Origin of the sequence: Deinococcus aerolatus (genome assembly GCF_014647055.1) — a bacterium.
In the GTDB taxonomy this organism is placed as follows: Bacteria; Deinococcota; Deinococci; order Deinococcales; family Deinococcaceae; genus Deinococcus; species Deinococcus aerolatus.
Window position 1 is genome coordinate 1 of record NZ_BMOL01000012.1, and the last position, 24,098, is coordinate 24,098.

General features: G+C 62.0%; 17 protein-coding genes and 4 pseudogenes. 14 read left to right on the forward strand and 7 right to left on the reverse strand.

Annotated features, from left to right (window positions below):
• The first annotated feature begins 37 nt into the window (after positions 1-37).
• Positions 38-1,204, forward strand: a pseudogene (locus IEY31_RS12595) (IS630 family transposase).
• Positions 1,205-1,256: 52 nt separating this feature from the next.
• Here IEY31_RS12595 and IEY31_RS12600 read toward each other — a convergent pair.
• Entirely contained in the window at positions 1,257-2,240 is a 984-nt protein-coding gene (locus IEY31_RS12600) for an NAD-dependent epimerase/dehydratase family protein (RefSeq protein WP_188972516.1), read from the reverse strand.
• A 44-nt stretch (positions 2,241-2,284) separates the two neighbouring features.
• Entirely contained in the window at positions 2,285-2,881 is a 597-nt protein-coding gene (locus IEY31_RS12605; protein WP_188972518.1) for a hypothetical protein, read from the reverse strand.
• 514 nt (positions 2,882-3,395) lie between these two features.
• On the opposite strand from IEY31_RS12605, the gene IEY31_RS12610 reads away from it, so the two are divergent.
• Together IEY31_RS12610 and vapC are read left to right on the forward strand one after the other, a co-directional pair.
• Positions 3,396-3,632 (forward strand): antitoxin, encoded by a 237-nt coding sequence (locus IEY31_RS12610; RefSeq protein WP_188972520.1) that lies wholly within the window; start codon positions 3,396-3,398, stop codon positions 3,630-3,632.
• Entirely contained in the window at positions 3,629-4,042 is a 414-nt protein-coding gene (gene vapC / locus IEY31_RS12615; protein WP_229723574.1) for a type II toxin-antitoxin system tRNA(fMet)-specific endonuclease VapC, read from the forward strand. Before IEY31_RS12610 ends, vapC begins: the two co-directional genes overlap by 4 nt.
• A gap of 743 nt (positions 4,043-4,785) precedes the next feature.
• Here the strand turns inward: vapC and IEY31_RS12620 are convergent.
• The 4 genes from IEY31_RS12620 to IEY31_RS12635 form a co-directional block, all read right to left on the reverse strand.
• Positions 4,786-5,202, reverse strand: coding sequence for an ester cyclase (locus IEY31_RS12620; protein WP_188972522.1), 417 nt, complete (start codon positions 5,200-5,202; stop codon positions 4,786-4,788).
• A 158-nt stretch (positions 5,203-5,360) separates the two neighbouring features.
• Entirely contained in the window at positions 5,361-5,933 is a 573-nt protein-coding gene (locus IEY31_RS12625) for a dihydrofolate reductase family protein (protein WP_188972524.1), read from the reverse strand.
• A gap of 94 nt (positions 5,934-6,027) precedes the next feature.
• Positions 6,028-6,972 carry a homocysteine S-methyltransferase family protein gene (locus IEY31_RS12630; RefSeq protein WP_188972526.1) on the reverse strand — a complete coding sequence of 315 codons (945 nt, stop codon included), beginning with the start codon at positions 6,970-6,972 and terminating at the stop codon, positions 6,028-6,030.
• Between the two features lie 850 nt (positions 6,973-7,822).
• Complete coding sequence (locus tag IEY31_RS12635; RefSeq protein WP_188972529.1) at positions 7,823-8,794, reverse strand: ferritin-like domain-containing protein; 972 nt, start codon at positions 8,792-8,794, stop codon at positions 7,823-7,825.
• Positions 8,795-9,165: 371 nt separating this feature from the next.
• Here IEY31_RS12635 and IEY31_RS18930 point away from each other — a divergent pair, with 371 nt between their 5' ends.
• The 3 genes from IEY31_RS18930 to IEY31_RS12645 all read left to right on the forward strand — a co-directional run bounded on the left by IEY31_RS18930 (position 9,166) and on the right by IEY31_RS12645 (position 11,838).
• Positions 9,166-9,288 carry a hypothetical protein gene (locus IEY31_RS18930; protein WP_268238953.1) on the forward strand — a complete coding sequence of 41 codons (123 nt, stop codon included), beginning with the start codon at positions 9,166-9,168 and terminating at the stop codon, positions 9,286-9,288.
• Between the two features lie 151 nt (positions 9,289-9,439).
• Entirely contained in the window at positions 9,440-11,233 is a 1,794-nt protein-coding gene (locus tag IEY31_RS12640; protein ID WP_188972531.1) for a sensor histidine kinase, read from the forward strand.
• 86 nt (positions 11,234-11,319) lie between these two features.
• On the forward strand, positions 11,320-11,838 hold the full coding sequence (locus tag IEY31_RS12645) for a hypothetical protein (RefSeq protein ID WP_188972533.1): 519 nt from the start codon (positions 11,320-11,322) through the stop codon (positions 11,836-11,838).
• 626 nt (positions 11,839-12,464) lie between these two features.
• Here IEY31_RS12645 and IEY31_RS12650 read toward each other — a convergent pair.
• Positions 12,465-13,082, reverse strand: a pseudogene (locus IEY31_RS12650) (transposase); the annotation flags it as partial.
• Positions 13,083-13,180: 98 nt separating this feature from the next.
• On the opposite strand from IEY31_RS12650, the pseudogene IEY31_RS12655 reads away from it, so the two are divergent.
• From IEY31_RS12655 to IEY31_RS12695, 8 genes and pseudogenes are all read left to right on the forward strand, one after another.
• Positions 13,181-13,820, forward strand: a pseudogene (locus IEY31_RS12655) (IS6 family transposase).
• 310 nt (positions 13,821-14,130) lie between these two features.
• Positions 14,131-15,747, forward strand: a complete 1,617-nt coding sequence (locus IEY31_RS12660) for an asparagine synthase-related protein (protein WP_188972539.1) — start codon at positions 14,131-14,133, stop codon at positions 15,745-15,747.
• A 375-nt stretch (positions 15,748-16,122) separates the two neighbouring features.
• Positions 16,123-16,620, forward strand: a pseudogene (locus IEY31_RS19055) (chemotaxis protein CheB); the annotation flags it as partial.
• 29 nt (positions 16,621-16,649) lie between these two features.
• On the forward strand, positions 16,650-18,830 hold the full coding sequence (locus IEY31_RS12670) for a CheR family methyltransferase (protein WP_268238955.1): 2,181 nt from the start codon (positions 16,650-16,652) through the stop codon (positions 18,828-18,830).
• A 434-nt stretch (positions 18,831-19,264) separates the two neighbouring features.
• Positions 19,265-20,518 carry a sensor histidine kinase gene (locus IEY31_RS12675; protein WP_188972545.1) on the forward strand — a complete coding sequence of 418 codons (1,254 nt, stop codon included), beginning with the start codon at positions 19,265-19,267 and terminating at the stop codon, positions 20,516-20,518.
• A 113-nt stretch (positions 20,519-20,631) separates the two neighbouring features.
• Positions 20,632-21,690, forward strand: coding sequence for a chemotaxis protein CheB (locus IEY31_RS12680; RefSeq protein WP_188972546.1), 1,059 nt, complete (start codon positions 20,632-20,634; stop codon positions 21,688-21,690).
• Positions 21,691-22,142: 452 nt separating this feature from the next.
• Entirely contained in the window at positions 22,143-23,810 is a 1,668-nt protein-coding gene (locus IEY31_RS12690; RefSeq protein WP_229723598.1) for a putative bifunctional diguanylate cyclase/phosphodiesterase, read from the forward strand.
• A gap of 104 nt (positions 23,811-23,914) precedes the next feature.
• Complete coding sequence (locus IEY31_RS12695; protein ID WP_188972552.1) at positions 23,915-24,097, forward strand: hypothetical protein; 183 nt, start codon at positions 23,915-23,917, stop codon at positions 24,095-24,097.
• Position 24,098: the final 1 nt, after the last annotated feature.

Below are 24,098 nucleotides of genomic sequence, written 5' to 3' on the forward strand. Positions count from 1 at the left end.
TCCCTCCAGTGTGCCCGACCCTCTCAACGGGTGGGCCATTTTCTGTCGGGATTTCTGGAGCACTACCCCTGTTCCTCAACCGACATCTGAAGAACGGAGTTTGCTCGAAGCGCTGGTCCGACGCCGCCAGACCCCTCGGGGTCTGGCCACCCGCGCCCGTATCATCCTGCTCAGTGCAGATCATCCGGAACTCACCCTGACCGAGATCGGGGCGAAGGTAGGACTGTGTGACGACACGGTCAGTGTCTGGCGACGACGCTTCCTCCAGCATGGCGTCCAGGGACTGGGCGACGCGCCCAAAAGTGGCGCGCCGCGGTCCATCCTGGATCAAGACGTGGAACAGGTCGTGCGCCTCACCCTGGACACCTTGGCTAAAGACGCGACCCACTGGACGACCCGGAGCATGGCCAGGGCCAGTGGAATGACGCAGAGTGCGGTGTACCGGATCTGGCAGGCCTTTGGCTTACGGCCCCATCTGACCTCGTCCTTCCAGTTGTCCAAGGATCCACTGCTGAGCGAAAAGGTGCGAGATATCGTCGGCCTCTATCTCGCACCACCTGACCGTGCCCTGGTGCTGTGCGTGGACGAAAAACCACAGATCCAGGCGCTGGAACGTGGCTGAGCCACGTTCCCCCTGCGGCCGGGACAGGAAGAGCGCACTGGGCACACCTATGTTCGGCACGGCACCACCCTGATGGCGGCTCTGGACGTTAAGGTCGGCTCGGTGATAGGCAAGTGCTACCCCCGTCACCGCGCGCTGGAGTTCAGAGACTTCCTCCAGGAGATCGATCAGCGAGTTCCTGAGGAACTCGCGGTCCACGTCATTCTCGACAACTACGTCACCCACAAGACCAGGACGGTGCAGGACTGGCTGGTGGCGCATCCCCGCTTCGCCTTTCACTTCACGCCGACGAGCGGGTCCTGGCTCAATCTGGTGGAGTCGTGGTTCGCTCTGCTGAGCCGGCGGAGATTACGCGGTGGAAATTTCCCTCCGAAGGATGAGCTGGAACAGGCCATTGAGGCCTTTATTGCTCACAACAACGAAACGCCGAGACCCTTCATCTGGAAGCGCTCAGCCGATGACATCTTGGAGAGCCCTCGCCGCTTCTGCCTGCCCTACCTGGCTGCCGCCACTTCCCAACCTTCCTCTGAATCAGACCACTATGGGCTACCGATGAATGTAGTCCGGTGCGGCGTAATCTAGCTGCAGCGCCTCAGTCCACAGTTTCTCAGGCTGTTCACTAAAGGCATTACCGCTATAAGGTCAACGTGGCGATGTCCTCGGCGACCGCCTGCCGAACAGGCGTATACATCAGGCCCAGTTCATCCTTCGCCTTGCTACTACCAAACCGGAATCCGGCCGCCAAGTGGCGGGCACTGTTGCCAGTGAAGCCCAGCAGGGGGGGGAGGCCCGTCCATTTCTCCAGTTTTTCCAGAAATGCCGCGCTGGCGTGGGCGAGACGATCCGGCAACACAATGGGCGGCATGGGCCGACCCGACAGCTCGGCTACCAGTTCCACGAATGCCCGATTCGTCAGGTATTCCTGGCCAATCAAGTACCGCTCGCCCACATTGTCCTCCCGCTCGGCGGCGCGAACGATCGCCTCGGCCACGTCCTCAACATGCACGAAGGTGAAGCCGCTCCCCTCGAAAGCCCGCAGAACCTGACGTTGCCGCACCAGTCGACGGATCCACTGGCCAGTGGCATTGGGATCGCCTGGACCGACCACCGCGCCAGGGTACAGCGTGACCACCGGTAGTCCCTGGTCCTTAAACGACTGAACCACTTCATCTCCGGCGTGTTTGGTGCGCCAGTAAGCGTTCGGGTGTGGCCCCACACGGCTGTCTTCACGGAGGGGCTGATCGGGTGACACCCCGTAACTCACCCCCGAACTGATGTGTACGACTTTCTCGACAGCGGCGTCCAGTGCAGCCTGCATCACGTTCCGGTTGCCCTGGACATTGACATGCGCGAAAATGCTCTCGTCACGTTCGTGCAGTGAATAATGGTTGGCAAGGTGTAAGAGCCAGTCGGCACCTCGCATTCCCTCAGCCAGCCCGTCGGGACGGGTCACGTCACCTGACTGGAGTTGAACCCCTAGTGCCCTGAGGCGGCCAGCCTGCTCCGGGTGTCGCACCAGAGCTTTAACAGTGTGGCCCCGTTTCAGCAGCCGAGGAACGAGCCGGGAACCGATAAAGCCGGTGGCACCGGTCACAAAGATGATCCTGGATGTCGTCATGGGATCTCCTGGCGGTGAGAGATTGGGTCAAGAAACTGCGGGCGTCACCTGAAAATTGGAGCGATGATCAGGCCCTTACTGGCCTCGATGGTGACTTCTGGCCAGGGGCTGGGGCCGTCACCTCGCACGATCAGCTTCAGCGGTTGGGCCGGGTCATAGCGGACTGGCGTCACCTGGGCATTTTTGATCAGGATCATGTCGGATTTTCCCGCCTGGGTCACGGTCACTCTGACTCTGCGCACGTTGTCTATCAGCACTTCCGGCACGCTCTCGATGGAGTCTGCGCTCACCAGCCCTTCCTCTGGGAAGCGTAACAACAGGTCCGCGTAATAGGACACGAAGTAGGCGGTGGGATCAAAGCGAGTCAAGGCCATCTGCAAGCTGCTGTCCTGCACCATCAGGGTTGCTCCATCATTTTTAAGGGCGAATTCGGGGCAGGAGAGCAGATAGGGCGCTTCGCGTGAAGCCGTGTCGGTGCCCTCGTTGCAGAGCAGCAAACCACCCTCACCCACCCTGGGCTCATTGGCACAGATGGTGGCCGATTCCTGCCCCGTCGGCGTAAAGGCAACGTCGTTAGACAGCTTGCCCCGTGTCTGGGCAGGAGCACAGGCAACAAGACCAATGCCCAGGGCGAGCAACAAACCTCTCTTCATGCTCCAGAGTACCGGGTTTGACGTATTGCCCCTCACCCTTTTTTTGGCGCCAACCTGAGTGCAAATTCAGGAGTGCGGCGCGATCCTGACACCGATGGCGTGACGCAACTGCTGTCGGTGTCCCAGCGGTTCGACTGTGATGCCCTCCGATATTCTGCCCATCTGCCTACGGCAGTCTGATCTCCGTCACACAGGGTGTCAAAGACGCGATCGAGAGCTGTGGTCTGAGTTGCTGATGCCTGCTCCGCCACGTACAGACACCAGCGATTACAGCAAATGACAGAATAGTTGCACTGCAGAGCAAAGCCTGGGCCACTCCTGGAGCAATTCGGGGACCATCAAAAATTTGCTCAGGGTGAGGCTTGTTTTCTATCAAGTGCTCTAAGCAGTGATTGTCTGTCGGTTACATCCCTCGAATGCCCCTTGAACGCTCGTTCAACAGCCTTTACAGGCAGCCAAGGCCTGTTGGGTACATACTTCCATGTAGATACGGAGGTTCACCATGACCACAGCCAAAGTCTTTCAGAGCGGCAACTCCCAGGCCGTTCGCCTGCCCCACGAAATGCGGCTGGATGTCAGCGAGGTGGAGATCACCCGTCACGGTGACGTGCTGATCCTCAGGCCTATCAGGCGGGAAGCCACCCTCGCGTCCGCTTTCGATGCCCTGACTGGCATCGGAGATGACTTCCTCCCCGAAGGCCGTGAGCAAGGAGAACCTCAGGAGCGCGAGGCATTTTGACCCCGCCGCTGCGCTACCTGCTCGACACCAACATCTGCATTTTCATCATCAAGAACAGGCCAGCAGCGGTCCGGGCGCGGTTTGACGGCTTGCGTCCCGGCGAGGTGGGCCTGAGCGCCGTCACTGAGGCTGAGCTGCTGCACGAGGTCTACAAGAGTGCGCGCGTGGAACACAATCTCGCCGCCGTGCTGGACTTTGCCTCGCAGCTGGTGGTGCTGCCCTTCGATTCGCAGGTCACCGATGCCTATGGGCGCGTTCGGGCTGAATTAGAAAAGATCGGCCAGCCCATCGGGCCCCTGGATTTCCAGATCGCGGTCACGGCGCTGGCCCACGGCCTGATCCTGGTCACCAACAACACCCGCGAGTTCGCACGGGTGCCGGGCCTGAAGCTTGAGGACTGGACGCAGTGAGGATCGCTATGTCCAGCCGGGCAAAGTTCCATCTGTTGATCTGTCCAGGCGTTTTTCGGCGACTGGTAGGCCTACATAGCGTTTCTTAATGGGCGGGATGACGGTGACAGCGCGTGGGTTAGGTTGGCTTCAACAGCAAGACCTGCTCGTGTGAGGCAGGAAGACCGCCCCACCGCGTGTGGGGCTTTTTCCTGCCTCAAAGATGCAGAAGTGGCGGCCGATTTACTGGAGCATCCAGCCAAGTACGATCTGCCCGCTGACTTCGTCACTCCTGAACGACAGCGCGAAGAGCGGACCAGCCGCCTGGGCCAGCAGAAAGTGGCCGCTGAACAGGCGGCGCAGGCCAGGGCTGAGGCGCAGTTGGACCAGCCGCGTCCCCAGAAGAGCAGTGGGCGGCCCAGCGCACCACCTTGCACGTGGTGCTCAAGAAATACCTGAACGCAGGGGAATGGAGCCAGCTCGAACCCCTCGCCCCGAGTGAGGAGAGCAGCGCGGTGACACTGACCCGCGAACTGCTGGAAGCTACCGCCCGCTCAGGGTTGTCGGAACAGCTTGGCCACCTCAAGCGGCGGTTTAACCCACTGCTCCCGGCGGAGTAAGAGGGGAAGGAAGCCGCACCTGCTCAGACAGCGACGGTGGCAGCCTACCAGTGCTGGAAAAGCCCGCTCGAGAAGCGCGAGCCACTGGACCCCTATGTTCGCTCCAGCGTGCACCAGCCCTTTAATGGCCGCTCCCGATTCTCGCTAGACCGTGACGCTGGCGCCAAGCTGTTTGAGCAGTCCCAGTTCATCACTGCTGCCCCAGCGCTCCACCATCAGGCCATTCTCGAAGCGGCCAATCTGCATCCCGCGTACCTTAATCTGTTTGCCTGTGGGCGCAATATCCATGAACTTGCCCAGGTGGGTGCCTGTGATGGTATAGGCGAAGGACACGTTGTCCTCGTCAGCCACCATGTGTTCGACGTCAATGTGCAGGTCTGGGAAGGCTGAGCGCATCATGGTGAAGAACATGGTGAACCCCTGCGGGCCGTTCACCTGGCCGGGAGCCGGATCATGATCAACGGAGTTTGGTGCGACCACTTCTGCGAAGCCGTCAAGCTTGCCCGTGTTGACCAGTTCTCCGAAACGCTTGGTGGCGGTGATGTTGTCCTGTTGGCTCATGTCGGTATCGTCTCATGTTGCCCGGCCTGGTCTGATTGAAAGAGATAAAGGCGCCATGGGAAAGGTCCACGGCATTCAGGCTTGATTGATGGGTATCAGAAACCCGTCGAAGGTCGGCCTGCTCAATGATGATGTCTCAATCGGCGTCATGCTCACTTCTACGGTTCTTGTTCATCGGGCCAGGCCGTATCGTTCCCCGACGCCCCAGCCTCGTACGTGGCCTGTATCAGCCCACTCGGAAAGCCGCGGCTGCTGATCAGCTGCCAGCGGCGTTCCGGCAAGCCACGCTCAAACAGGGCGACACCCGAACCCAGAACGATGGGCAACCACGACAGCGTCAGGTCCGTCACCCTGTTCGCCCGTAACCCCTGCCGGACTACGTCGCCCCCATCCAGATAGACGTGCTGGTGTCCTTCCTGTGCCAGCCGTTCAAACAGCTCGGTCAACTCACCTTCGAAGCGTTCCTCACCGTGCTTCGCTTCAAACGGGCGGTGGGTCATGACCACAAGGCGTGTTCGAGCGTACGGCCACTCCGGGAACGCGATTACGGCGTCGTAGGTGGAGCGGCCCATCACGAGGACATCGGCGGACGCCATCAGGGCCAGGAACCCCGTGTCTTCAGGAGGATCCGTCCGCACGAGATCAAGCCAGTCCAGACCGCCACCCTCACTGGCGATGAATCCGTCGAGGCTAAGGCCGAGGAAGACGGACACACGCATGGACGTCGTCATATGAAGATTTTAGGACACCGCCAGATCGTCTCCCCACTTCATCCTTCCTGCTAAGGACAGTTGAGTGAAAATGCTTGCGATGACCCGCCGCTGATCATGAGAAGGTTGGGAGACCCCTACATGCCTCGGCGACCGCTGTCACATGGCGGAGGTCAGTGCCGCAGCAGCCACCGAGTATCGTGATCTGCGGCTGTAGTTCGAGGATTTTGCGGTAGAGCTGACCGAGTTCGACTGGATCGCCGTCATCAAGCTCGGTCATAACATCCAGTTCCTTGTGGCTGCAGCGCGAGGCATTGGCACGCACTCCACGAATACGCTGTGTCCAGGCAGCGGGTTTGCTTAGGACTTCTGAAAAGTGGTCGGGATGAGCGCAGTTGATCAGGAAGTAGGCCGGATATCTGTCAGTCGCCTCATCGACAGCCGCTACAGCGTCCATTAGGGAGTCGCCCGTCGGCAGATGTCCGTCGGTCTCCACCGTAAAGGACACTGCCACAGGGAGGCCAACCTCTCTGGCCGCCGAGGCAATCCCGCTCGCCTCATTCACGTTCGTCATGGTGAGCGCCGAAAGCATGTCAGCGCCCGCCGATGCGAGCACACGTGCCTGGTGCAGGTGGTAGTCGGTCGCTTCCGTGACACTCATGATCTGGCCGGGATCATACCCGTCGCCGCGGGGGCCGACGCAGCCACTGACCACGATTTCAAGCGTGGCAGTTGCGAACTCGGTTCTCAAGCGATGCAACAGTTCGATGGCCGCGACATTGAGCTGGTCAAGCTCAGGCTGACGAAGCCCAAGCGGCACCGCCCAGTCGGGACTGGCACGCCAAGTGGGGCTCTCCAGGATAAAACCCGTGCCGAGTCTGCGGGCAAGCTCCAGATATGGGCGGTAATACTCCTCAAGTGCGGCCCTTCCCTCCACAGTGCCGAGCAGGACGACCGAAGCAAAGTGGGGAAGATCAATGCCATGGTGGTAGAGAAGATCGGTCTCCAACCCGCCGTCGGTCAGAACAAGGTGCTTGAGCTGAGGCAACGGTCCTTTCATCTGATCCTCCACCTGTGGGACGGGGACGGGGCCATGCGATGAAGTGCTGTGTTCACTCTACTCGGCTGCTTACCGTGCCGGGTAGTGGTTGGAAAATTTCACATAGCCTCTACAACCTCGAGTCGAGCACCGAAACGAATCGTGAAACATCTTGAGGAGTCTGGAGACGAGTTGGATGCGCCGCACCGCGCCACTGTTGCCGTCATGTTCTGGCGTGGTCCAGACGAATGGCACGGTGTACCCATGGAGGACGACGCCGAGGACCAGGAGATTCAGGGGGGACTGCCCCACGTTCCCAGGTGCGGGCAGGCGTCCTCATGGGGAGGAGTAGCCCCATACGGGTGCTCTCTCACGACGACAGTCCGTTCTGCCCAAGAAGGTGCGGTCGATGCTCATTAGCAACTTCCCTGGGGACAGTAAGGCCAGGAGAAACGCCAAGAAGACGGGCTCTGTGAGCTGAGGATCCCGGCAACCTCGTTCCACTCGGCGTTTCTTCGCTTCGATGGAACTCGTGCCGGGAAGGTGGGCGCACAGGTCACTCTGATTCACGCTCCTGGCCGTGACCATGGCGAAGACGATGTCCCAGGGCACGCTGCAGCGTGCCCTGGCTCAGGAAAGGGACGCAGACTTTGAAGTGGCGGGTCAGTTCGGTACGGTGGAGGTCGGCGGGTTTTGGTGTCGTCACACACCCAAAACACCGCCGATTGTCGTGCCGGTTCGCGACCCTTCAAACGTTCAGGGATTTCCCCCCCCAGCACAACCTCAACTCGAAGATGTCCGGTACAGAGGCTCAGACCAACAGGAACGCGCGCTGGAGCGGGATGCTCCAGCGCGCGTCACTTCACAAGAATTAGACGAGGCCGATCTTGCTGAAGTCTCCTTTCAGGCCGTCGGGGAAGAAGCCGCCCTTGACCGCCGTACCGGTCGTGTCCAGCAGCACGATGTTCGCCACCTGACGGGGCGTGCGGCTGAACGCGATACCGTTGACATCAGTGGGGACGAGGTTAGAGGCACTGGCCCGCAGGTAGCTGGGGTTGTTCGCAGGAACGATGCCCTGATCAATGTCGGTCGGACCGTCCACCGCGTCACGCAGGTTGCTGATCGCCTGAACGACCTGGGTGACCGTCAGGCCAGCAACGGCCTGCTCGTCGCGGCGCAGGTACAGGGCGTGGCGGATCGCGCCGGAGTGGTAGGCCTCCACGGCCAGGATGCCCGCCGCATTCTCCAGATTGCCCCCTTCTTTGTCGTCCACCAGCAGGCGGGCTGCGCCCTTGTAGGCCGTGACCCCCACATCTTCGAAGATAAAAGCACCATGCAAGAAGAACAGCTCGTTGGCGTAAGGGTTGAAGTTCGCGATCTTGCCGTCCGAGGCCGCTTTGCCCGCCGCAACAAAAGAACCACTCAGATCAATGGTCGGCTGATCAACAGCGGCTTTGCCCAACACCGAGCGGATCACCTTGACATGAGCGAGTTCGTCTTCCGCGATCTCCTCAGCCAGATTCCGCACGTTTGTGGACAGACCGGGGATGGCCACGCCGCCCTTGCCGGTGAAGCCGGCGGGCAGGATGACCTTACTGCTGTCGCCGCCTGCCGCATCCAGTGCTTCCAGGCGGCCTACAGCAGCCAGATAGAAGGCAGCTTCCAGATACTCCAAGTTTAGAGCGAAATTGAAGATGGTGGCGTCAAGGTTGGGCTTGGTGTTGATGGGGGGCTGGTTGCTGGCGCCGTTGGCGCAACTGGCAAGAACAGCACCCGCGCCCATCATCCCGGCCATGCCTAGGAACTTACGGCGTGTGCTCAAACCCTGTGTGTCGTTGCTCATGTGTGAAACCTCCAGAAATGAGAAGGAAGGAACGGAAGGCGGAATCTGCAGAACCATCCGCACGGTTCCGTCACACGGGAATACCCGAGGACCGAACTTTGCGTCGATTCACTTTGGATCTATGCTGATTTTGCCAGATCAGATCGCCCGATTCCCCAACTTTGGCGACCATGAACTCACGATGAATATTAGGACAGGCTCTCGGGCTGGGGGAGCCTCCCTATGCATCCCGCGTATCGGCCGTGCAGCAGCAGGGCCGCCGCGTCTCCGTGGGCCAGGGCCTCCAGAAGCAGCCTGTCATCGGGCACATGCCCCTCCCTGGCCATCAGGACCCTTAACGGAAGTTCTGTGACCGTCTGACGGACCCTGCCATGGCGAACGGGGCAAAGGCGCGGTACGGCGTGCGCGTCGTGCCCATTACCGTAATCGGCGAGCAGTTCTTCTACGGCACCTTTGACCAGCAGCGGCCAAAGATCGAGGCGCTTTTGACCTGAATTTTACAGGCCTATGCTGCCCGGATGGGCAGGAGAGACGCATGACGACGCATGACCACAGCGGTCACCAGGGCCATCAACACGCACCGGCGGCCGGCGTCCTTATGGGTCCACTCCAATTCCGAAGCCTGACCCTGCTCTAAGCTGCTGCATGTCCTTTCCCTCCAGCACGCCTGCGCGACTCTCACTGAACGAGCGTCTGCAAGACGTGACCCATGCCCTCGCCGCATCGACGACCGTCCACGAGATCTTCGATATCCTGCTTACCTCAGCGTTAGAAGCGGTGGGGGCCACGACCGGAGCGGTCTTGCTGGTCAACGCCGAGGGTGATCGGCTGGAACTGGCCCAAAGCTACGGGTACAGCCCAGACGTCCCCACCATATGGAAAGACGGACCACTCGATGGCAGCATCCCCGCTGGAGAAGCGGTGCTCAAGCAGACGGCCCTGTTCTTCGAACATCAAGAAGCACTGATGTTGGCCTATCCTGACCTCGAAGAACGCGTGGGGGCCCCGCCACCAGTGGCGACGGCGGTCCTTCCCATGTTCGAGACCTGGAAGTCGCTCGGCCTGATCGTCTTGGACTTTACCGAGCCGCACCACTTCACGCAGGAGGAACGCTTCTTCCTGCGCACTCTTAGCACCCAGTGCGGCATTGCCCTGGGCCGCGCCCGCCTGATGGCCGACCTGCAGGGTCAAGTCGAGCAGCGCACCCAACAGCTCCAACAGCAGAAAGAAGAAGTCGAAAGCCGCAACCGCGCCTTGGAAGCGGTGGCCCAGTTGTCACGCGACCTGAGGCTGGAAGACGACCGTTACGCGCTGATCGGGCGGGCACAGCAGAGTCTGTGCGACCTGCTGGCTCCGGGCGTATTCACCTACTTTGAACTGGAGGGCGAGCAGTGGTGTCTCAAAGCCCAGGTGAGCCAGTTTCAGGATCTCACCGTACAGGGGCAGATGGAAATGGGGTGGCCCCAGGCCACCCCAGCGTTGTGGCGCCCGTTCGATACCCGGCAACCGCTGTATCAGGACGTGGATACGCTGGGTCATGCTCCGCTCTTGGAGGCTGGGGAGGATGTTCACGCTGCGGCCACTCTGCCATTGCTGGTGGATGGAGTCCCGGTAGGCTGCTTCCGGGCCGCGCTGTTCACGCAACGACTCTGGACACCTGTTGACCAGATGGTGCTCGAAACTATCCTGCATGGACTGGGCCTGGCGCTTGAGCGGGCCGAGCAAACGGCGCGTTTACGGGCGAAACACGACGCGTTGGCCGCGGCCAACGCGGAACTCGAAGCCTTCGCTTACTCCGTCTCGCATGATCTTCGCACTCCGGTTCGGCACCTGACCAGTTTCGCTCAGCTGCTCCGTAAGACGCTGGGCGACCAGTTGGACCAGAAGTCGGCGCGATATCTGGGCGTCATGGATCAGGCGGCCAGTCGCATGACTACCCTGATCGACGCCATTCTGGAACTGTCGCGCACGTCTCAGCAACCGCTGCACTTGCGCGTGGTGGACCTGGGAGCCGTGGTGACCAGTGTCCGTGAACTGCTCGAACCCGAAGCCTTTGATCGACAGGTGACATGGACCATCAGTCCGTTACCACTGGTCATGGGCGACCCGGCCTTGCTGCGCCAGGTGATGGAAAACTTATTCTCTAACGCCCTGAAATACACTGCGCCCCGGGAAGAGGCGCACGTGGAGGTTTGGGCTGAAGAAAGCCCACACGATTGGCGCATTCTCGTGCGGGACAATGGCGTTGGCTTCGACCCCAACTACACTCATAAGCTGTTTGGCATCTTCCAGCGGTTGCACCGCCAGGAGGAATTCGAGGGCAACGGCGTGGGATTGGCCAACGTGCGCCGCGTGATCACCCGGCACGGCGGACTGGTCACCGCCGAGGGCGTACTGGATCAAGGCGCGACCTTCTCATTCACCCTACCTAAAGTGTAGACAGGCCGCTGGAGCGAATGCCGTCACCCCTGAGCGCCTGACACAAAGTATGAGAAAGTGTCCCCGGTAGGGGACACTTTCTGTTTGTGACAACCGAAAATGCCACCGGGGACGCGTCCCGACTTTACCAATCCGTCCTCGCCCACATCCAGCATGGGTTGTGGAACGATATACGTAACGCCCACACGTTGGCCTGGATGGTCACGGGCCTGGTGCTCTCAGGGCGCAGTTCCATCCCTGCATGGCTCTCCTACATCCATTCCCGTGCCACGTTCGCGCAAAGCAGCGAGCGCCGCGTTCGTGGGTGGCTGGAGAATCCAGCCAGCGACTGTGGCAGCATTTACGGTCCACTGATTACCCGTGCCCTGCGCGACTGGGGCAGTCAGACCCTGATCCTGGCGCTGGACACCAGCGTCCTGTTCGAGAAATTCTGCCTGATCCGCGTCTCCGTCCTCTTTCGGAGACGGGCAGTCCCACTCGTCTCACGTGTCCTCGAACATCCCAGCGCCCAGGTCAGCACCACTCACCTGCTTCCTGTTCTTGCGGAGGTCAAGGGCTTGTTGGATTTCGCGGGCATCCATCAAGTCCGCCTATTGGCGGACTGAGGCTTTTGCGATACGGATCTGCTGGCCTGGCTTCGGTTCTGCCGCTAGCACTATCGCGTCCGAATTAAATCCAACCTGATTCTCGCTGCTCCAGACGGCCAGCGGCTGTGCGAGGTGAATGATGTGCAACTGGCACCACGAGAGTCCCGCTGTCCAGAGCAGTGGCAGGTCGTGAGCGATGAACCGACAAGCGTGGAGACGTTTGCCGAATATGGCGAGCGATTTCAGATTGAGGAAGGCTTCCTGGACGAGAGAAGTGGGTTGTTCGGGTTGGAAGATTCCAAAGTGCGAGATGCGCCCAGTCTCGAACGGTTGGTGACCGTGCTGGCCGTGGCGACCGTGCTACTCGTGTCCGAAGGCATCGAAGTGGTGCAGCGTGGGGATCGGGCGTGTCGTCGATCCCCACTGGCGACGGGCGCTGAGCTACCTCAAGATCGGTCTTCGGTCGGTTCACTACGCGCTGAGTCATGGGCAGGAAATCTTCTCTCACTTGACACTTCAGGGCGGACCTGATCCTGAGCCACTGGGTCAGCGGAAACGCTCCCATGCCCCTCCTCAAACCACTCTTGAAGTTGGCTGGCAGCTCGTTTTCCTTCCGCCCTCATAAAATCTGTCAGGCCGCCAGCCCGCCACCCTGTGTCGTAGCGCGTGTTCTTCGGTGGAAAGACAAAGCCCAGCGCGGCGTAGCCCTTGTCTCCGATGATCTTGGGGCCACCAAACTCCGGCCAGCGGCCATTGAGCTCAAAGCCGACCGTCAAGTCATGAAGGTTGGCGGGCCGGAGAGCGTACTGGACGATCTTTCCACCTCCGGTTACCCACGCGTGCAACTTGTAGCCGTAGAAGTTCCCCTGGGTTCCATAACCCCACCGGACGCCCGGAAACGTACAGTGTTTCGTGCGCTTGGGACGGCAAACTGGGATGGACATCGAGTCGATGATGACCTCGGCCAAGTGTTCAGCCGTACTCACCAGGGTTTCGAGCTGGGCCAGGAGCCGCACACTCCGTATGTAGGCCTGGGCGTACGACGGAAGACCGTGCCGGTCTTCCCGCAGCAAACTCCACCAGATCGAAGCGTGCGGCACCTTGAAGACGAAGCGGCCAAGCAACAACGCGATCAACCCAGCGTCCGTGATGTTCTGGTGCTTGCAGGTCTTCCGGGTGCTGAAGTGCCGCCGGGTCCAGCGGTAGAAGGAGTGGATGGCTGCACGGCGGCCTAAACTGTGGTGGGGACGATATCTAACCATATCGTCCCCCTTTTTATGCGCTCAGCACCCTCGTTTGTCCCATCAACCCCAGGCCCTAAACGGCGTGTGGCAAGTTGTTTTGGTAGGGTGATGCGGTGCTGAGCAGTCAGAAACTGCCGGGCTATCGATTCCCACTTTGACGTGATCGGCTACCCCGTCTGGCTGTACCATCGGTTCACGCTGAGTTATCGCTTTGTCGAAGAATTGGTGTTGGAACGCGGAATCTGCGTGATCCGCGAGTCCATCTGCACCTGGCGCATCAGCTTCAATGACCTGCTCGCGCAAGGCTTGCGCCACCAGGATGAGATGCACATGGACGTCAGTGGCATCACTCACTGGTCATGGCGAGCAGTCGACGATCACGGAGCCGTGCTGGACGTCTTTTCGCAAAAGCACCGGGAGACTGAGGTCGTCCGATTGTTCTTCCGGCGACTGCTGGGCGAATATGACGTGCCGGTGGTTGTCCATACCGATAGGCTCGGGAGCTCCGGTGCAGCCCTGAGAACCCTCCCTGGACTCCACAGCGTCGAGCACGTCCAGGTCATCTCAATGGCCCGCTGCAACAACTTGAACGAGCAGTACCACTGCGCGACACGACGACAGGAACGGCAGCAACGTGGATTCAGGTCACGACGACGGGCACAAGGCTTTCTCGACCTGCACGCCCGGATCACGAATCTTCATCATCCACCCCGCTGCACCACTCCCGCCCAATATCGTCGTCACCACCAGCAATAGGCGTTCTATCTCTGTTGCGCGGCCGTGCGGCAACTGTTCGGCTTCTCTGTTAGAAACAACTTGCCACCCCCGAATGAGCAGTTTGTGGATTCAAGTGACTCAACGCTAAGCTGATCACCGTCGCCCGTCAGCCCGTCCAGCGAGGTCAAGAGCTTCAGGCACTCATGTGCCAGATCGACTTGTCCTCACCTTCCCAGTCGATCAAGAAATAGTCCGACAGGTGAACACCTTGCAAACCGACTTCAGTGCCGTCCTAACGCCCCGCCTGCCTCAACCCGCCGAAGGAACGCCCACCGTTGGCCGGTGGCAGGTGACCCTTGATGCCGCGCCAGCTAGCGTTGTCCGCCAGCCCGGACTGACCGCCGTCATGAAAGGCCAGGTCTATGACCTTGACGCCCAGGGCATGCTCACGCTCTACCGCCAGCACGGCCCCAACTTTGCCCGCCGGTTCGACGGCGCGTTCGCGTTGGTGCTGTTCGACGAGGCACAGAGCGTGGTCCTGGCCGTCACGGACCGGGTGGGCAGCCACAAGCTGTACGTGGCCCATGCTGGCGAGCGCGTGACGCTCTCGACCCGGCCTGACCATCCTGAGTTCACGGGACGGCCGTACAACCTTGCAGGCTTGGCCAGCGTGCTGGTGACCGGTAGTCCCCTGAATGGCCTCACGCTGCACGAAGGGGTGCAGACCCTATCCCGCGCCAGCTCATACCGCGTCGAGCCCGGTGGCATGGTTCAGCAGCCTTACTGGGAAGGGCAGATGGCTCAGGGCCCGGACACACGCCCGGAAGCCGAGCTCCGTGAGGAACTGGCTGAACTGCTGAAACGTTCAGTGCGCCGCCGCGTTGAGGGACTGAAGGGACCAGTCCATCTCTCGCTCAGTGGTGGCCACGACTCCCGGGGGGTGCTGAGCTTGCTGGCGGCCACAGGCCGGGACCTCCACACCTTCTCGTATACCCAGGGAAGCCAGCCGGCACGCAGTGACACCCGCGTGGCTGACGCTCTGGCAGCCCAGTACGGGACCCGCCACGAACACATCCAGGCCTACCAGGGGGACCTGCTGGCGACGCTACGCCGCAATGCCGCGTGGGGTCACGGCGTCACCAACTTCTGTGATGAAGTGGACGCCTGGGACACCCTGGAAGGTCAGTCCATCACTGACCTGTTCACCGGCGACCAGATGTTCGAGATGCACGCCTATCCCCTCACGGACCTCTCGGAGCAGCTCATCAAGCGGCACATCGAACCCTTCAGCACCCTCGGCAGTCTGGCCAACCGTCTGAACCCGGGAGTGTCCCCAGTTCTAGAGTCGGCCTGGACCGCTGAGGTTGAAACCATCCGGGCTTCGGCTGCCCGCTTCGCCGACCCCTTTCAGCAGGAACTGGTGCTGGTTGCCGATCAGCTTCTGCCTTACCGCTTGCTGCCCTGGCGTGAACGTTATGCAGGCCGCTTTGCCCGGATCCACTCGCCCTACCTGGACGCAGCGGTGCTGGACTTCCTTTACCGCCTCCCCCCTGACACTCTGGCAGGCAAGCGTTTGTTCGTCGACACCTTGCGTGAGCTGGACCCAGCCCTCTACACCGTTCCTCTGGCCCGGTCCCAGGGCTACGAGGCCGACTGGAACGCCGAGCTGATCAAGCACCGGGAGGCGATCAAAGAAGAGTTGATCTCTGGTCCCAGCCGTCTGGACGCCGTCATCCCCCCGGAGGCCATCCGAGGCGTGCTGGACACCCTGACGGTTACAGCGGACGGCGGACGCTCAAAGCTCAAGCAACAGGTCCGGCAAACACTGGGCACCTTCCGGCATAGTGAGATGGGGAGAAAGATCTTTGGTCTGGCGCCCCTGAAGGCCCCGCCCATCACCCCGGCCACCTGGTTACTGCGTGTGCTGACCCTGCGTGCGCTGGACGGTGACACTGGCCGGCGTTGAGAGTGCAGGTGGGTTCATCAGTCGCAGCTCAGCGCAGTGAGGTGGGCGCGTTGAAGGTAAGAGCCGTAGAGATAGGTAGGCGGCATAACTGTCGAGGGCACGAATCAGTCTCACCTCTGGCGAGGGGACGGGCAGGGGCTTCAGACAATCCATGAACGGTCCTCTCATTCAGATCGGTGTCAGCGAGGGTTATGGCAAGTTGTTTTGGTAGGGTGACGCGGTGCGGAGCGGTCAGAAACTGCCGGGCTATCGATTCCCACCTGACGTGATCGACTACGCCGTCTCGCTAAACCCGCCCCCACTCCAGGAGATCCGACCATCGCCGAAGATTCCACCGCCCACTCCCAGGCCCCTCTGAATCCGCCCCTGCAGGCGGTGGGCATCGGGGGGTCGGCGGGCGCGCTGGACAGTTACGAGCGTTTCTTCCTGGGTCTGCCGCCCAGCACCGGACTGGCGTTCGTGGTGGTGCCCCATCTGGATCCGAACGCTCAGGGCCTGATGCCAGACATTCTGGCGCGCTGCACCGCCATGCCCGTGGTCCAGATCGCGGACGGGCAGCCCCTGCGGGCCAACCATGTTTACGTCATTCCTCCAGGCCGCAGCCTGAGTCTGAAAGGTGGGACGCTCCACCCTGGAGACTTGGCCCTGGCAGGCGGCCACGTGATCGACCACTTCTTCGAGTCGCTGGCCGCCGATCAGCAGGGGAAGGCAGTGGGGATCGTTCTGTCGGGTCTGGGCAATGACGGCACGCGGGGCATCGGGGCCATCAAGCGGCTGGGCGGGCGGGTACTGATCGAGGACCCGCAGACGGCTGAGTACCCTGACATGCCCCGCAGCGCGGCTGGCACGAGGCTGGCAGACGACGTGCTGCCCGCCTCTTCGGTACGCCGCTGCAGACAATCCTGCGGCTGGTCCGAATCCGCAGCGGCCATGACTTCACGCACTACAAGCCCGCCACACTGGTCCGCCGCATCAACCGCCGCATCAAGGGGCGGGGCATCGGGGACGTTTCCGATTACCTCCGGGTGCTGGAAACGTCCCCGGACGAGATTGAAGCGCTGTTTCAGGATTTCACCATTAATGTCACCAGCTTTTTCCGGGACGCCGAGGCCTTCGAGGCCCTGAAAGCCCAGCTGAAAAGCGCCCTGCAGGAGCACAAACACGAGCAGGACACGTTCAGGGTCTGGGTTGCGGCCTGCTCGACCGGCGAGGAAGCGTACTCAGTGGCCATCGTGCTGCATGAACTGACTACGGAGCTGGCCGGGGAACGGACGGTGGGTCCCTTCCTCAGGGTGCAGATCTTCGCGACCGACATCGACCCGGTGGTCGTGAACACCGCCCGGCAGGGCCTGTACCCCAGGGACATCGCGTACGTCGTGTCAGAAGATCGCCTGCAGCGGTTTTTTCAGCTCAGAGGCGATCAGTATCAGGTGCGAGACGGGATCCGGGACAGCGTGGTCTTCGCCACTCACAGCACCTTTGCGGATCCGCCGTTCACGCGTCTGGATCTGGTGTGCTGTCGCAACCTGCTGATCTACCTCGGCACCGGGCTGCAACGGCAGATCCTGGAGCTGTTCCGCTACGCTCTCAACCCCGCCGGCCTGCTGTTTCTCGGGGCCAGCGAGTCGATCGGTACCGATCAGCAGGGGTTCACCGCGCTCGACAGGCGCTGGAAGATTTACCGGCGTGGCGAGGGTGTGGCGGGCCGGCCCCCACTGGATGCGCCATTCCCATCACGCGCTGCCGAGACGACCCCCAGTGGCCGGGACGTCCTTAAGACGGGTCTAGCCCGGGTCGGGGCCATAGGCCGCCCCACCGGCTCCCTTGATCTGGCCCCGCGGCTGCAGGATGCCCTGCTCGCCGAGTACGCCCCGCCGGCAGTGTTGGTCAGTGGTCAGGGCGAGGTGCTGTTCGTGCATGGTCGCGCCAGCCGCTATCTGGAAATCCCGCCGGGGCAGGTGCACAACAACGTGTTCGAGATGGTGCCGGTCAGCCTGCGCCTGGCGCTGCACTCCGCCGTGCGTGAGGCCCACCACGAGCGGCGGCGGGTGACGTACCGGAGGCTGGTGACTGCGTCGCCGGGTGAGTCACAGGCGGGAGAATCTCAGACGCTCGACCTGACCGTCCGGCCCCTCCAGCCCTCCAGCGAGGGGCCGCTGCTGATCACGTTTCAGGAGATAGGTGAGACTTCCGAAGATACCAACGAGACCGCAGGGGCGGAGCGTTCCGACAACGCCGGGCACCGCCTGGCCCTGGAACTTGAACTCCGGCACGGCCGTGAGGCGCTGCGAGCCACGGTCGAGGAGATGGCCCGCTCGGTGGAGGACCTGCGAGTCAGCCACGAGGAACTCCAGACCAGCCATGAAGAGCTTCAGAGCACCAACGAGGAGCTGATGACCTCCAAGGAGGAACTCCAGTCGCTCAACGAGGAGCTGAGCACCGTGAACGCCGAGCATCAGGTCATCATCCTGGATCAGGCCCGCGCCAATGATGACCTGAACAACCTGCTGGACACGGCGGGCACCGCCATTCTTTTTCTGGGCCATGACCTGACCATCCGGCGGTTCACCCCACCCATCGGCCGTCTGGTGCGTCTGACACCGGCCGATGTGGGCCGGCTGCTGGGTGATTTCAACATCCTGCTGCGTCAGAACGAGCTTCTGGCGGACATCCAGAGGGTTCTGAAGACCCTGGAACCCCACGAGGCTCAGGTGCAGACCCATGACGGGGAGTGGTTCCTGCTGCGGATCAACCCCTACCGCACGGCGGACAACCGCATTGACGGCGTGGTGGTGGCCCTGACCAGCATCGCTGTGGTCAAGGCTCTGGAATGGCAGCTGGTCGAGTCGCTGAACCTGAACCGGGCGACGCTCGACATGCGCTGTGACCCCCTGCTGCTGCTGGACCAGCACCTGCGGGCCGTGACGGCCAGCCAGGCCCTGCTGACGCTGCTGGAGGGTGAGCAGCCAGGGATCGGGGACTTTGCCTTTGATCTGCCGGAACTGCGCCGACGGTTGCAGGCCGTGATCGAGACGGCGGAGCCGGTGCCCACCGCGGTGACGCCAACCCAGGTCGAGGATTGAGCTCGGACGGGTGGTCCGTCAGGAAAGCTGTGAACTGCCCGTCGTTCAGATGAACAGGGCGAATGCTGGACCTGAGCCAGCCGCCCGGCACCCCCAGGGCACGAGCGCACTGTGATACGGGCTCCGATTGAATCGTTTGCAAAACGATGAAAATCCGAGCGAAGCGAGAACGAGTAGAACGGGTTCCGGGAGTGGAGTTGGCAAACCGGCGCCCTCCCGGTTTGTTAACGAAACAGACGGAATCCGTATGACATCGCGGAGACAGGATCGTGTTTCCACCCCGTGTCACGGTTCAGCGCCGCAGTGGTGGTAGATTAAGGAAATTTCAAGCCATCGCGCCGAGCCGCACGCCTTGAACTGAGCTGCCTCCGTTCCTTTCCGCCATCTTTGGAGAGTTCAGCCGCCGCCCTCCCGGCCGCCCACTCAGGAGCCCCATGCATCCACTGGCACAGCTGGAACGGCGCTTCGCCGCGCAGCAGCAAGACCTGCACGTTCATCAGGCCGAACTCGAGCAGCAGAATGAGGCGTTGCGCCAGAGCAACATGGAACTCGGGGAGGCCCGCAACCGCTACGCGGATCTCTTCGAGTTGGCGCCCGTCGGGTACGTGGTCTGCGACGAGGGTGGGCTGATTGGGCAAATCAACATAACCGGGTGTGCGCAGCTCGGTGCGGCCTGCGGGCAGCTCGTCGGACGTCACTTCGCGCTGTTCGTGGAGGCGGACCAGCGCGCCGAACTGGCCCAGTTCCTGGATCAGGTCTTCCGTGGCCTACAGGTAGACGGGCCGCCGCGTCTGGAACTCCGCATGGTGAGGCAGAGTGGCCAGCACTGGGACGCCCAGCTGGAATGCACCCTCCTGCGTGGTGGGGCGGCTCCGCAGATCCGGATGGTCCTGACCGACATCACCGCGCTCAAGACATCCCAGCGCAGCGCGCAGTGGCACGCCACGCAGGCCCTGCATCTGCACGAGGAGTTGCAGACCTTCCTGCGGTCAATCACACACGATCTGAGTGCCCCGCAGCGCCAGGTCGAGGGCTTCACCGCCCTGCTGAACCAGCACCTTCAGCCCACAGACCAGATGACGGACCCAGTCACCGCCAGACTGCTGAGGAACCTGTCGCAGGCGGCCACGAATCTGGGGGAGCTGACCACCTCACTGATTCACTTCTATCAGAGCGGTCAGTCGGGAGAGCCGGCCCGCCCATTGAATCTGAACCGCCTGGTCGAAACGGTTTTTCACGAACTGGAACCCGAACGGCGGGGGCGGCAGGTGGTCTTGACCCACGATCCGCTTCCCACCCTGACGTTCGATTACCAGAACATGCACATGGTCCTGGCGAACCTGCTCTCGAACGCCATCAAGTTCACCGGACCGCGCCCGGTAGCCCGCATCCATGTGGGGGCGCAGGTGGAGGGGGACCATATCCTGCTGAGCGTCCGTGACAACGGTGTGGGCTTCGATCCCCGACAGGAACAGCGCCTGTTCGGGGTCTTCGAACGGCTGCACAGCGAACGCGACTTCCCGGGACAGGGCCTGGGGCTGGCCCTGGTGCGGCGCATCGTGGAGCACTGGCAGGGACAGGTCTGGGGCGAAGGGATCCCCGGGGAGGGCGCGGTGTTCTGGGTGCAGTTGCCGGGTGCGCTGAGCGCCGCGCAGCACACTCCGCCGGATGAACTGCCCGCTGGATAGGGCAGGTTGCGTGACGACGGGGCAGCCCGGCTCCGGATGAAGTGGGCTGAACGTCCGCTCTGCCTTCAGGAATATTAAGGCCCCATGCTGCCGGTAACGCGCACACTGGCAGGATGCAGACACACCGGATCGTGGTGATCGGGGCATCGGCGGGGGGGATGCAGCCGCTGCTCGATCTCGCGGCCGGCCTGCCCGCCGACTTTCCGGCGGCGGTGTGCATCGTCATGCACATCCCAGCCTACGCGCCGAGTTTTCTGCCCGACATCCTGGGCCGGGCCGGGCCGCTCCCGGCCTCGCACCCGGCAAGTGGCGATCCGGTATTGCCGGGCCAGATTTACTGCGCGCCGCCCGATTACCATCTTCTCATCGAGAACGGGCACTTCAGCCTGACCAAAGGCCCCAAGGAAAACCGGGTGCGGCCCGCCGTCGATACCCTGTTCCGCTCAGCCGCATACAGCGCCGGCCCGAACGTGATCGGAGTGGTGCTGTCTGGCCTGCTGGACGACGGGACCTCTGGCCTCTGGGCCATCAAGCATTTCAGCGGCACGGCCGTGGTTCAGGATCCACTTGATGCCCAGTTCGATTCGATGCCGACGAGTGCCCTGAGTCAGGTGGAAATTGATCACGTGGTGCCCGGCCGGGAACTCTCGGCCTTACTGGTTCGGCTGACCGCAGGCCCAGCACGGATTCAGGAGGGGACCGAGGTTGATGAACAGGCAAAAGAGCGGCTGGCCACCGAGATCAGTATTGCCAGCAGCGGCCACGCCTTCAAGAAGGGCGTCATGAAGTTTGGCAAGGTCACGCCGCAGACCTGTCCGGAGTGCGGCGGCGTGCTGGTGCAGATTCAGGAGGGGGGTTTTACGCGCTACCGCTGTCATACCGGCCACGCGTATACCGGGGACACGCTGCTGGTCAGTGTGACGGAGGCCATTGAGGACAAGCTGTGGGCCACCTTGCGGGCCCTGGAAGAGGCCAGCATGTTGCTGGAGAACACCGGCAAGGAGTTTGAGGCGGCAGGGAACGCCAGACTGGCCGTTGAATACGGCCGCAGGGCCAGGGAGATGGAGACCCGCAGCGCGCTGATTTTTGAGAACGTCACGCAGAACAGGAGCCTGAGCGTTGAGCAGCTTAAAGATGGAGCCAGGCGAGACGAGGCTCAGCGCTCAGACTGAACTGCCTTGCTACGGGCTGTCTGAGGAAGGGTTCTCGGCTGAGAAAGCACATCCCTTGGCCGAGTGCACATCCCCGGAGCCGAGATGTTTAGTAACATGACGTACATTTAAACCAAGCGAATGTGTAGGTCCATCTGATGCTGGGATCCTCCTGCTCTAAGCACCCGACTTCTCCTGGAGGTGGCATGACTGATCCAGAGCTCCGCCCCATCCCACAGGACCTGCGCGAAGAAGCGGAGCGCCAAGTGCGTTCCGCTTCACCGTCCCTACTCTGGGACGGGTGGCCCGCTTCCACCCTGAGCTACGAACTGCAGGTTCACCGGGCCGAACTGACCGCGCAAAATGAGGAACTTCAACTCACGGTCACGGCGCTGGAGCGCGAACACCGTCTTTAGCACACGCTGTATGAACACGCGCCGACAGCCTGTTTTACCCTCGGCGCCCACGCGCACATCCAGGGCGTCAATCAGGCCGCAGAACACCTGCTCGGCTTTGACCGGAGTCACCTGCTCGACCGGCGCTTCTTGCAGTTTATTGGCCCGGAGCACCGGGCGGAGTTCAGTCGCCTGATTGAGACGTTGCCGCATGCGGTGGCTCACGCCTCCGGGCTGTTCAGCGTGATCCATTCCAGCGGCGGGCGGTTACAGGTGCAGTTGCAGGCCCTGACCCTGCCCGATTCACCACAGGACCAGCCCACCTTCCTGCTGACGCTCACGAACCTGACGCCGCTGCTGGCGGCCCAGGAGGCCATGCAGGCCCTGAACTCCACGCTGGAAGACCGGGCGCGCGAGAGCACGCAGCAGCTCCGGGGGCTGGCAGATCAGTTCAAATATCAGGCGCGGCATGACGCCTTGACCGGCCTGCACAACCGGGCTGCGTTCGAGGAAGATCTGGCGCTGGCATTGGAAGAACTCCATGAGAGGGCAGAAGCGTTCGCGGTGCTGTTTTGCGACATCGACCGGTTTAAACGGATCAACGACAGTCTGGGCCATCCGGCTGGGGATCAGGTGCTCCAAGAACTGGCCCGCCGTCTGCGGACCGTCATCCGGCCCGCCGATCACGTGGCGAGACTGGGCGGCGACGAGTTTGCGGTCCTGCTGCATGGTGTGACAGATCAGGTGCTGGTGTCCCAGACCGTCACCCAGTTGGAAGAGGCGCTCGGGGTCCCGTTCGATGTGAGCGGTCAGGAGTTGTTTATTCAGGTGGGGAGTGGGGTCTTACTGGTCACCGCCGAGTACCACTCTTCAAAAGAGATCCTCAAAGACGTGGATCTGGCGCTGTACCAGGCCAAGCGGGGTGGGTCAGCGGGCACCCGTCTGTTCGAGCCGTCGATGCGGAACGAGTCGCAGGGACATCTGGAACTGGAAGCTGACCTGCGGTACGCCCTGCAGCGCGACGAACTGGTGGTGCACTATCAACCCATTGTGGCCCTGCGAGGTGGGCATCTCCTTGGCGTCGAAGCCCTGATTCGCTGGCGGCATCCGCAGCGGGGCCTGCTGCCAGCGGACGCGTTTGTCCCCCTGGCTGAAGAATTGGGGCTGATCGGGCAGTTCGATGCATGGGTGCTCCAGACTGCGGTGCGGCAACTGGCTGGGTGGCCGGTGGACTGTGCCCTGGACCGCCCACTGTGGCTGAAAGTCAACGTCTCGGCGGCCCATCTGAAGCAGGTCGCCGCCGTCACGGCGCCGCTCAGCAGCTCGTCCCTGCCCGCACCCTGGCAGGTCCTGATCGAAATCACGGAACGGGTACTGACCCATCCGGCGGACACTGACGCTGCCACACTACAAACCTTGCGCGCTGCAGGCGTGGAACTGGTGGTGGACGACTTCGGGATCGGGGCCTCGTCCTTGAGTAGTCTGCACCGCTTTCCCCTGCGAATGGTCAAAATCGACTGCTCATTCGTGGCCTCGCTCGACCAGAATCGGGAGCTGGTCCGGACGATCGGCGTGATCGGACGTTCACTTGGCTTGACCGTGGTAGCGGAAGGCATCGAGATCGAAGTGCAGCGCGCCCACCTGACCCAGCTGGGCCTGACCGTCGGCCAGGGATACCTCTTTGCCCGGCCGCTACCTGCTGAGCAATTGGGCGCACACCTTCACTCGACGTTGAAGTTCCCCTGAGGCATAGGGGAACGAACGTGCGGTAAGTCTGGAGACGCAATAGTGGGTCGGCGCTGTTGGGCTTATTGGTAGTGCGTTGACTGTTTGGAAGCGCACACTGGTCCATGACCAAGGACCGGGTGCTGGCTGATCCGCTGGACGGGTCCTGCGCGGCCTGGACGCATGAGTCGACGCTGGCCGAGATTGAGGCGCAGGCGGGACGGCACTTCGACGCGGTGCTGACCGGGGTGTTTGTGGAACTGCTGGACCGGGAGGAAGGGGCAGCCCGCCGGCCTCGTCTGTTCTGAA

Coding starts and splice junctions, on each gene's coding strand:
- IEY31_RS12600 (WP_188972516.1), bottom strand. CDS start 2,240: ATGACGACATCCAGGATCATCTTTGTGACCGGTGCCACCGGCTTTATC.
- IEY31_RS12610 (WP_188972520.1), top strand. CDS start 3,396: ATGACCACAGCCAAAGTCTTTCAGAGCGGCAACTCCCAGGCCGTTCGC.
- IEY31_RS12620 (WP_188972522.1), bottom strand. CDS start 5,202: ATGAGCCAACAGGACAACATCACCGCCACCAAGCGTTTCGGAGAACTG.
- IEY31_RS12625 (WP_188972524.1), bottom strand. CDS start 5,933: ATGACGACGTCCATGCGTGTGTCCGTCTTCCTCGGCCTTAGCCTCGAC.
- IEY31_RS12630 (WP_188972526.1), bottom strand. CDS start 6,972: ATGAAAGGACCGTTGCCTCAGCTCAAGCACCTTGTTCTGACCGACGGC.
- IEY31_RS12635 (WP_188972529.1), bottom strand. CDS start 8,794: ATGAGCAACGACACACAGGGTTTGAGCACACGCCGTAAGTTCCTAGGC.
- IEY31_RS18930 (WP_268238953.1), top strand. CDS start 9,166: ATGGCGAACGGGGCAAAGGCGCGGTACGGCGTGCGCGTCGTGCCCATT.
- IEY31_RS12640 (WP_188972531.1), top strand. CDS start 9,440: ATGTCCTTTCCCTCCAGCACGCCTGCGCGACTCTCACTGAACGAGCGT.
- IEY31_RS12675 (WP_188972545.1), top strand. CDS start 19,265: ATGCATCCACTGGCACAGCTGGAACGGCGCTTCGCCGCGCAGCAGCAA.
- IEY31_RS12680 (WP_188972546.1), top strand. CDS start 20,632: ATGCAGACACACCGGATCGTGGTGATCGGGGCATCGGCGGGGGGGATG.
- IEY31_RS12695 (WP_188972552.1), top strand. CDS start 23,915: ATGACCAAGGACCGGGTGCTGGCTGATCCGCTGGACGGGTCCTGCGCG.